The organism is Kitasatospora sp. NPDC001683, assembly GCF_053596495.1.
Genome location: NZ_JBSFGK010000170.1, coordinates 1 through 9,133, shown reverse-complemented (window position 1 = coordinate 9,133; position 9,133 = coordinate 1). Strand labels below are relative to the sequence as shown.

2 protein-coding genes are annotated in these 9,133 nt (G+C 75.5%); both read left to right on the top strand.

The window, feature by feature from the left end:
• On the top strand, positions 1–7,687 hold a 7,687-nt coding region (locus ACWCYO_RS39365; protein WP_449786892.1), incomplete at its 5' end, for an SDR family NAD(P)-dependent oxidoreductase.
• Between the two features lie 36 nt (positions 7,688–7,723).
• The coding region (locus ACWCYO_RS39360) for a type I polyketide synthase (RefSeq protein ID WP_449786891.1) at positions 7,724–9,133 on the top strand (1,410 nt) is incomplete at its 3' end.

The window sequence follows — 9,133 nt, the reverse complement described above, 5'->3', positions numbered from 1 at the left end:
GCACGTCACCGGCGTCCCCGTCGACTGGTCCCGGCTCTTCGACGGCACCGGCGCGAACCGGGTCGACCTGCCCACCTACCCCTTCCAGCACGAGCAGTACTGGCCCGCACGCGGCAGCGGCGCCGGCGATGTCGCCTCCGCCGGTCTGGTGGCGGCGGACCACCCGCTGCTCGGCGCCGTCCTGCCGCTCGCGGGCACGGACAGCGTCGTCTTCACCGGCCGGCTCTCGCCCGGCACGGTGGCGTGGGACGGCGACGCGGACGTCTTCCCGTCGGCCGGGTTCCTGGAACTGGCGATCCGGGTCGGCGACCACGTCGGCTGCGACCGGGTCGAGCGGCTCGCCGTCACCCGGCCGCTCGCCCCGGCCGACGCGGGCGGCGGCACGGTCGTCCAGGTCAGGGCCGGTGTGCCGGACGAGTCGGGCGCGCGGACGGTGACCTTCTTCTCGCGCCCCGACGGCGGCCTCGACGATCCGTGGACGGAGCACGCCACCGGGGTGCTGACCACGGGAGCGCGCGCCGCCGACTTCGACGCGGCGCTCTGGCCACCGACCGGCGCGGTCGCGGACGGCGCCGGTGTCTGGCGGCGCGGCGAGGAGACCTTCGTCGAAGTCGAGATCCCGGCCGAACTGGCGGGTGCGGCGGCCAGGTTCGGTCTGCACCCGGCTCTGCCGGCCGCCGTCCTGAGGGCGGACGGACGAGGGCTCGTCCCGGTGGCCTGGTCCGGGGTGTCGCTGCACGCCACGGGCGCCACCGTGGTGCGGGCGCGGCTGGTGCGGACGGGCACGGACACGCTGTCGCTGGCCCTCGCCGACGCGGCGGGCGAGCTCGTGCTGTCGGCGGAGTCCGTGGAGTTGGGCGAGCCGGCCGCCGCCTCCCACGGGGTGAACGGCTCACTGCTGAGGCTGGAGTGGGTCGCGGCCGTGCCCGCCCGTCCGGTCGGCGTCCGGTTCGTGGAGGCCGCCGGGCTGTCGGAGCTCGGGGACGACGTGCCGGACGCGGTGGTGGTCCCGGTACCGGGCGGTTCGACGCCCGAGGAGGTGCACGGGGTGACCGCGTGGGCGCTGGGCCTGGTGCAGGAGTGGCTGGCCGAGCCGCGCTTCGCCGACGCGCGTCTCGTCCTCGTCACGCGGGGCGCCGTGGCGGGTGGCAAGGTGTCCGACCTCGTCGGCGCTGCCGTGTGGGGCCTGGTGCGGGCTGCGGAGTCGGAGCACCCGGGCCGGTTCGTGCTCGTCGACACGGACGGTGAGCTGCCGCTGGAGGCCGTGCTGGCGACCGGCGAGCCGCAGGCGGTGGTCCGCGACGGCGCCGTGTGCGTGGGCCGGCTGGCCCGCGTCACGCGGGGCGGGTCCTCGGCCGGCTGGGGCGGGGGCACCGTCGTCGTCACGGGCGGCACCGGCGGCCTGGGGCGTCTCGTCGCCCGCCACCTCGTCACCGAACACGGCGTCCGGGACCTGCTGTTGCTGAGCCGCCGCGGTGGTTGTGGCGCGTGGCTGGAGGAACTGCGCGCGCTGGGCGCCGGTGTCGAGGTCGTGGCCTGCGACGCCGCCGACCGCGAGGCGCTCGCCGAGGCGCTGAGCGGCCGGACGATCACGGGTGTCGTGCACGCGGCCGGTGTCCTGGACGACGGCGTGGTGAACGAACTGACGCCCGAGCGCCTGTCCGCCGTCCTCCGGCCGAAGGTGGACGCGGCCTGGAACCTCCACGAGCTGACCAGGGACCAGGACCTCAAGGCCTTCGTCCTCTTCTCCTCGATCTCCGGTGTCCTGGGCAGCGCCGGTCAGGGCAACTACGCGGCGGCGAACGTCTACCTCGACGCGCTGGCGCACTGGCGCCGCCAGCAGGGCCTGGCCGCCCAGTCGTTGGGCTGGGGCGCGTGGGCGCCGACGGGCGGCATGACGGGAACGCTCTCCGAGGCCGATCTGCACCGCATCCGCTCCTCCGGCGTCCCGCCTCTGACCGACGGGGACGGTCTCGCGCTGCTCGACGCCGCGATGGCCGTCGACGAGCCGTACCTGGTCGCGACCGGTCGCATGGCACCGGGAGCCCGCCCGCGCGGCGAGGTGCCGCCGATGTTCCGCGCACTGCTGCCCGCCGCTCGCCGGAGCGCGGCGAACATGGGCGGCACGGGCGCCGCGCTCGCCGCGCGCCTGCACGAGCTGCGTGAGGGCGACCGGCTGCGCCACGTCGGCGACCTCGTCCGCGCGGAGGCCGCCGGGGTCCTGGGACACGCCTCGGGCCAGGCGGTCGACCCGGGCCGGGAGTTCCGTGATCTCGGGTTCGACTCCCTCACCGCGATCGAGCTGCGCAACCGCCTCGCCGCCGTCACGGGGCTCCGGCTCCCGGCAACCCTGGTCTTCGACCACCCGACCCCGCGCGTCCTCGCCGCCCACCTCCTCGGGGAACTCCTCGAGGAGGACGACGAACCGGCCGCCCCGGCGGCCGTCGGCGGCGACGCCCGGGAACCGATCGCGATCGTCGGCATGGCCTGCCGCCTGCCCGGCGGTGTGCGGGCCCCCGAGGACCTCTGGCGGCTCCTGAGCGAGGGGCGCGACGGCATCACCGACTTCCCGACCGACCGCGGCTGGGACCTCGGCGCGCTCTTCGGCACCGGCCACGGCGTGAGCGCCACCCGACAGGGCGGCTTCCTGGCCGGCCTCGGGGACTTCGACGCGGGCTTCTTCGGCATCTCGCCGCGCGAGGCCCTCGCCATGGACCCGCAGCAGCGTCTGCTGCTGGAGACGTCCTGGGAGGCCTTCGAACGGGCCGGCATCGATCCGACCGCGCTGCGCGGCAGCCGGACCGGAGTCTTCGTCGGCACGACGGGCCAGGACTACGCCTCGCTGGTGATGAACTCCCGCGATGAAGTGGAGGGCCACGCCAGCACCGGACTGGCCAACAGCGTGATCTCCGGCAGGGTGTCGTACTGCTTCGGCCTGGAGGGTCCGGCGCTGACGATCGACACCGCCTGCTCCTCCTCGCTGGTGGCGATGCACCTGGCCGCGCAGTCCCTCCACAGCGGCGAGTGCACGCTGGCACTGGCCGGCGGGGTGACCGTCCTGTCCACGCCGATGAGCTTCCTCGGCTTCACCCGGCAGGGCGGCCTCGCGACGGACGGGCGCTGCAAGGCGTTCGCGGACGGCGCGGACGGGACGGGCTGGTCGGAGGGCGCGGGCGTGCTGGTGCTGGAGCGGCTCTCGGACGCGCTGCGCAACGGGCACCCGGTGCTCGCGCTCGTGCGCGGCAGCGCCGTGAACCAGGACGGCGCGTCGAACGGGCTCACCGCGCCCAACGGGCCGGCCCAGCAGCGCGTCATCCGGCAGGCGCTCGCCAACGCCGGGCTGTCGGGCGCCGAGGTCGACGCCGTCGAGGCGCACGGGACGGGCACGACGCTGGGTGACCCGATCGAGGCCCAGGCGCTGCTCGCGACGTACGGGCAGGACCGCGAGCACCCGCTGTTCCTCGGCTCGGTCAAGTCCAACCTCGGCCACACCCAGGCGGCGGCCGGCGTCGCGGGCGTGATCAAGATGGTGGAGGCGATGCGGGCGGGCGTGCTGCCCAAGACGCTGCACGTCGACGCGCCGTCCTCGCACGTCGACTGGTCGGCGGGCGCGGTGGAGCTCCTGACGGAGGCGCGGACGTGGCCCGAGGCCGGGCACCCGCGACGCGCCGGGGTCTCGTCGTTCGGGATCAGCGGGACGAACGCCCACGTGATCGTGGAGCAGGCGCCGGCGGTCGAGCGGGCCGAGCAGGCGGTCGTGGCCCCGGGCGTCGTGCCGTGGGTGGTGTCGGGAGCGTCGGAGGCCGCGCTGGACGCGCAACTGGCCGGACTCGTCGACGTGGACGGTTCGGCGGTGGACGTCGGGCTGTCGCTGGCAGGGCGGTCGCGGTTCGGGCACCGGGCGGTGCTGCTGGACGGGGCCGAGGTGGCGCGCGGCGCGGCGGGGGAGCGGCGGCTCGCGCTGCTGTTCTCCGGGCAGGGGTCGCAACGGCTGGGCATGGGGCGCGAGTTGTATGGCCGGTTCCCGGTGTTCGCGGAGGCGTTCGACGCGGTGTGTGCCGCGACGGACGTGCCCGTGCGCGAGGTGGTGTGGGGCGAGGAGGCGGAGCCGCTGAACCGGACGGGGTACGCCCAGGCCGCGCTGTTCGCGGTCGAGGTGGCGCTCTTCCGGCTCGTCGAGTCGCTGGGCGTCCGGCCGGATTTCGTGGCCGGTCACTCGGTCGGTGAGATCGCTGCGGCGCACGTGGCGGGGGTGTTCTCGCTGGCGGACGCCTGCAAGCTCGTGATTGCTCGCGGTCGGCTGATGGAGGCGCTGCCGTCCGGTGGCGTGATGCTGACGGTGCAGGCGACGGAGGACGAAGTCCGCCCGCTGGTGGGCGACTTCGTGTCCATCGCGGCCGTCAATGGCCTGAGGTCCGTCGTCGTGTCGGGCACGGAGGAGGCCGTCGCGGCTGTCGAGGCGCACTTCGCCGACCAGCGGACGTCCCGCCTGCGGGTGTCCCACGCGTTCCACTCGCCGCTGATGGACCCGATGCTGGCGGACTTCCGTGAGGTCCTCGACGGCCTGTCCTACCGCGAGCCTTCGATCCCGCTGGTCTCCAACCTCACCGGCGAGCTCGGCGGCGCGGACTTCACCACCCCCGACTACTGGGTGCGCCACGTCCGCGAGGCCGTCCGCTTCGCCGACGGCGTCCGCGCCCTCGACACCGCCGGTGCGACGGACTACCTGGAACTCGGCCCCGGCGGCGTGCTCACCGCCCTCACCGAACAGATCCTCGTGGAGCAGAGCCCCGCCGCCCAGGACCCGCGCGGGGGCGCCGACCGCGTCGTCGTCCCCGCGCTGCGCCCCGACCGACCCGAGGAGGGCGTCCTGCTGACGGCGCTCGCCCGCCTCCACGTCGTCGGCGTGCCCGTCGACTGGGTCCGGGTCCTCGACCACACCGGCGCCCGGCGAGTCGTCCTGCCGACGTACGCCTTCCAGCGTGAGCGCTACTGGCCGGCCCAGGCCGTGCACACGGGTGACGTGACCGGCGCGGGCCTTCAACCGGCCGAGCACCCGCTGCTGGGCGCGGTGGTCTCCCCGGCCGACTCGGGCAGCGTGCTGCTGACCGGCCGGCTGTCGCTGAAGGCGCAGCCGTGGCTGGGTGACCACCGGGTGGGCGGCGTGGCCGTCCTCCCCGGGACCGCGTTCCTGGACCTGGCCGTCCGAGCCGCCGACCAGGTGGGTTGCGACCGGGTCGAGCGGCTGACGCTCGCCGAGCCGCTGGTGCTGCCCGAGGACGGTGCCGTCGCCGTCCAGCTGGTCGTCGGCACGCCGGACGGGGCCGGGACGCGTCCGCTGAGCTGCTACGCCCGGCCGGCGGAGGGGGCGGACGGCCCGTGGGTCTGCCACTCCACTGGCATCCTGGCCGTGGGCGAGCGGGAAGCCGGGTTCCACGCCGCTGAGTGGCCCCCGGCCGAGGCGGTAGCCGTGGATCCGGCGTCCTGCCACGACCCGCTGGACCACGGCCCGGCGTTCCGCACGCTGCAGGCGGTGTGGCAGCGGGGAGACGAGGTGTTCGCGGAGGCCGTCCTGCCGGGCCGGGCCGAGGACGCGGCGCCGTACGGGCTGCACCCGGCGCTGCTGGAGGCGGCCGTCCAGATCGCCGGCCTGACCGGGGCGGACGAAGGCGCGCGGCTGGTGCCCGCCGACTGGCGGGACGTGGCGCTGCACGCCACCGGCGCGGCGGTCGTGCGGCTGCGGGTCGCGCGGACGGGTGCGGACGCGGTGTCCGTCGAGGTCACGGACGCGGCGGGCGGCCCCGTGCTGTCGGCCGGATCGCTGGTGCTGGGCGAGCCGGCCGCCGCGGCCGAGCAGGCCGGATCGGCCGGGGTGCTGCTGCGGCTCGACTGGGCGGACGCCTCGGCGCGCGCCGCCGGGCCCGTGCAGGCCGTCACCCTGGGCGAGGACGTGCCGTCGCTCGCCGACCTGACCGGCGAGGCGCCGGACCTGGTCCTCGTGCCGGTGGCGGGCGGTTTCGCGCCCGAGGACGTCCATGCGGTGACGGCGTGGGCGCTGGGCCTGGTGCAGGAGTGGCTGGCCGAGCCGCGCTTCGCCGACGCCCGCCTGGTGTTCACGACCCGGGGGGCGGTGCCGGGCGGTGCGGTCGCGGACCTCGCCGGCGGCGCGCTCTGGGGTCTCGTCCGGGCGGCCGAGGCCGAGAACCCGGGCCGGTTCGCCCTGCTCGACGTCGAGCGGGCGTCGGACGTGAAGGCGGCGCTGCCCGTCCTCTCGATGCAACTGAGCGGTGGAGACTTCCAGTTCGCCGCTCGGGCCGGTGTCGTACGGGTGGGCCGGCTGGCCCGGGTGAGCCCGGGTGGGCGGTCGTCGGGTTGGGGCGGGGGCACCGTGGTGATCACGGGTGGCACCGGTGGCCTGGGCCGTCTCGTCGCCCGGCATCTCGTCACCCGGCACGGTGTGCGTGAGTTGCTGTTGCTGAGCCGCCGGGGTGGCGCGTCCGAGCTGGTGGACGAGCTGGCGGAGCTGGGGGCGCGCGCCGAGGTGGTGGCCTGTGACGCGGCCGATCGGGAGGCGCTCGCCCAGGCGCTGGACGGGCGGACGGTCACCGGTGTGGTGCACGCGGCCGGTGTGCTGGACGACGGCATCGTGACCGGTCTGACTCCCGAACGCCTGTCTGCCGTCCTGCGGCCGAAGGTGGACGCGGCGTGGAACCTCCACGAGCTGACCGAGGGCCAGGGCCTCAAGGCCTTCGTCCTGTTCTCCTCCGTCTCGGGCGTGATGGGCAGTGCGGGTCAGGGCAACTACGCCGCGGCCAACGTCTACCTGGACTGCCTCGCGCACTGGCGCCGCCAGCGGGGTCTGCCCGCCCAGTCGCTGGGCTGGGGCGCCTGGGTGCCCACGGCCGGCATGACGGGCACGCTGTCCGAGGCCGACCTGCACCGCATCCGCGCCACCGGGGTCCCGCCCCTGACCGAGGAACAGGGCCTCGCCCTGCTCGACGCCGCCACGACCGTCGACGAGCCCTACCTGGTCCCCATCGGCCGCGCCACCGGCCCCACCCGGATGCCCGGCACCGTGCCCGCGCTGCTGCGCGGCCTCGTCCGCGGTGCGCGCCGCGTGGTCGAGTCCACGGGCGGGCGCACCGGAGCGGTGGTCGCGCTCGCCGCCCGCCTCACCCAACTGCGCGAGGGCGACCGGCTGCGCCACGTCGTCGACCTGGTCCGCACCGAGGCGGCGGCCGTCCTCGGCCACGCCTCGCCCCAGGCCGTCCCCGCCGACCGGGACTTCCACGACCTCGGCGTCGACTCCCTCACCGCCCTGGAACTGCGCAACCGTCTCACCGCCGTCACCGGCCTGCGCCTGCCCGCGACCCTGGTCTTCGACCACCCGACCCCCGCCGTCCTCGGCGCCCACCTGCTCGGCGTGCTCCTCGACGAGCGGGGCGCGGCGGACGGCGCCGCGCTGTTCGGCCAACTCGACCGCCTGGACGCGGCGCTGGCCGAGGCCGACACCGACGAGGCGACGCGCGACGCGCTCGCGCTCCGGCTGCGCCGAATGCTGGAGAAATTGCGAAACCAGGACGCGCAGAATGCCGAGGACGCCATTGCGGAGCGGCTCGAAGCAGCGAGCGCGGACGAGGTCCTGGCCTTCATCGACAACGAGCTCGGCCGTCTGAGCGACCGCTGACCGACCCCGCCTCATCACAGGAAGGCACCACCCCCCATGTCGAACGACAGCAAGCTCGTTGACTACCTCAAGTGGGTCGCGGCCGACCTGCACCAGACCCGCCAACGACTGCTGGAGGTCGAATCCGGCCGGCACGAGCCGATCGCCATCGTCGGCATGGCGTGCCGGCTGCCCGGCGGGGTGACCACCCCCGAGGAGCTCTGGCGGCTGGTCGAGGACGGGCGGGACGGCGTCACCGGCCTTCCCGCCGACCGGGGGTGGGACATCGGGGCGCTGCTCGGGGAGGGCCACGGCAGCAGCGCCTCGATCGAGGGCGGGTTCGTCGCGGCCGGCGAGTTCGACGCGGGCTTCTTCGGCATCTCACCGCGCGAGGCCCTCGCGATGGACCCGCAGCAGCGCCTGCTGCTGGAGACGTCCTGGGAGGCGTTCGAGCGGGCCGGCCTCGACCCGAGCGGCCTGCGCGGCAGCCGCACCGGCGTGTTCGTCGGCACGGCGGGCGTCGACTACGTCGGCGTGGTGATGAACTCGGACGAGGACATGGAGGGTCACGCCACCACCGGTCTGACGGCGAGCGTGCTGTCCGGCCGGGTGTCCTACACCTTCGGTCTGGAGGGCCCGGCGGTCACCGTCGACACGGCGTGTTCGTCCTCGCTGGTGGCGATGCACCTCGCGTCGCAGGCGCTCCGGGCCGGTGAGTGCACGCTGGCCCTCGCGGGCGGCGTCACCGTGCTGTCGACGCCGATGAGCTTCTCCGGGTTCTCCCGGCAGGGCGGGCTGGCCCCGGACGGGCGCTGCAAGGCGTACGCGGACGCGGCGGACGGGACGGGCTGGGCCGAAGGCGCGGGTGTGTTGGTGCTGGAGCGGCTCTCGGACGCCCGCCGCAACGGGCACCCGGTGCTGGCCGTCCTGCGGGGCAGCGCCGTCAACCAGGACGGCGCCTCGAACGGCCTCACCGCGCCCAACGGCCCGTCCCAGCAGCGCGTCATCCGGCAGGCGCTGGCCGCCGCCGGGCTGTCGGCCGCCGAGGTCGACGCCGTCGAGGGCCACGGCACGGGAACGCCGCTGGGCGACCCGATCGAGGCCCAGGCGCTGCTCGCCACCTACGGGCAGGACCGCGAACGGCCACTCCTGCTGGGCTCGCTGAAGTCCAACATCGGCCACACCCAGGCCGCCGCCGGCGTGGCGGGCGTGATCAAGACGGTGATGGCATTGCGGCGGGGAGTGCTGCCCAAGACACTGCACGTCGACGCGCCGTCCGCTGAGGTGGACTGGTCGGCGGGGGCAGTCGAGCTGCTCACCGAGGCCCGCGCCTGGCCGGAGGTGGACCGGCCGCACCGCGCCGGCGTGTCCGCGTTCGGGATCAGCGGGACGAACGCGCACGTGATCGTCGAGGAGGCGGTGGAGGAGGCTTCCGAGGAGGACTCTTCGGCCGACGGCCCGTCGGTG